This window comes from Achromobacter denitrificans NBRC 15125 (assembly GCF_001571365.1).
In the GTDB taxonomy this organism is placed as follows: domain Bacteria; phylum Pseudomonadota; class Gammaproteobacteria; order Burkholderiales; family Burkholderiaceae_B; genus Achromobacter; species Achromobacter denitrificans.
The window spans coordinates 1-1,346 of the sequence record NZ_BCTQ01000091.1 but is presented as its reverse complement, the minus strand read 5'-3'; the positions used below and the strand labels follow the sequence as shown (position 1 = coordinate 1,346).

Genomic DNA, 1,346 nt, shown 5'->3' with positions numbered 1-1,346 from the left:
GGCGGGGGCCGCCTCGCCCGCGGGCGCGCCGCCCGAAGGCGGGGTGGTGACGAACCCGATGCGCGTCATGCCCGAGCGGCGCGCCGAGGCCATGACCTTGGCCAGCGTCTCGTAGCGGGTGTTCTGGTCGGCGCGGATGCGGATCTCGGGTTGCGGCTTGGTGCCGGCGATCGATTTGAAGCGATTGGGCAGGTCGTCGATATTGACCGGCTTTTCATCCCAGAACAGCGCGCCGCTGGCGTCGATGGCCAGGTCGATCGTCTTGGGCTCTTCCTCGATCTGCTCGGCGGCCACCTGGGGCATGTTGATCTTGATCGAGTGCGCGAGCAAGGGCGCGGTGATGATGAAGATCACCAGCAGCACCAGCATCACGTCGATCAGGGGCACCATGTTGATCTCGGAAACCGCATGGCTCCCGGATCCTTTTCCCTCGAAGCTGCCAAAGGCCATTATTCGCTCCCGCGTTGAGCCGCCGCGCCGTTGCCGTGCTGGCGGCGCAGGGCGCGCACCTTGCCGTCGGACAGCGCAACTTGCTGGCCGGTGGTCAGGAACGCGAACAGGTCATGCGCGAAGGCGTCCAGGCGCGACAGGAACACGCGGTTGTTGCGCACGAACGTGTTGTACGCCAGCACCGCCGGGATGGCAACGGCCAGGCCCAGGCCCGTCATGATCAGCGCCTCGCCGACGGGGCCGGCGATGCGGTTGATGGTCACGCCGTCGGACAGGCCGATGCCGACCAGGGCGTGGTACACGCCCCAGACGGTGCCGAACAGGCCCACGAAAGGCGCCGTCGACCCCACCGAGGCCAGCACGGTCAGGCCGTTTTCCAGCTTGGCGGTTTCTTCGTCGATGACCTTGCGCATGGTGCGGGTGACGAAGTCGGAGTTGCTGCCGGACTCTTCCAGCTTGGTCGCGCCGAACTTGTTGTGATGCGCCTGGGCATGCATGGCATGGCTGGCCAGGTGCGAGAACGGATCGCGCGCGCCGTGGGTCACGATTTCGTTCTCGACCTGTTCGAGCGAGCTGGCGTTCCAGAACTTGTTCAGGAAGTCGGCGGAGCGCTTGCGCATGCTGACGTTGCTGGCGGCCTTGACCAGGATCAGGTACCAGGTCACCAGCGACATCAGGATCAGGATGATGAACAGGCTCTTGCCGACGAAGTCGCTCTGCGCGACGAAGTGCAGGAAGCCCATGTCGGGCGTGGCGATGGGCGCAGGCGCCGCGGGCAGCGCGGCGGCCGCGCCGTGCAGCGCGTCGGCCGATTGCTGGAGCGCGCCGGCGGCCTGTTGGGCCGCCTCGCCGACCGCCGAGGCGGCTTGGGGGGCCGCGGGCGCGGCCGCGGCGGC

General features: G+C 67.8%; 2 protein-coding genes. Both read right to left on the bottom strand.

Annotated features, from left to right (window positions below; all coding sequences use genetic code 11):
• Window positions 1-450 (bottom strand): ExbD/TolR family protein (locus ADE01S_RS30995; RefSeq protein WP_062685587.1); only part of this gene is annotated, 450 nt, incomplete at its 3' end.
• Window positions 450-1,346 (bottom strand): MotA/TolQ/ExbB proton channel family protein (locus ADE01S_RS30990; protein ID WP_062685586.1); only part of this gene is annotated, 897 nt, incomplete at its 5' end. The genes ADE01S_RS30995 and ADE01S_RS30990, both read right to left, overlap by 1 nt.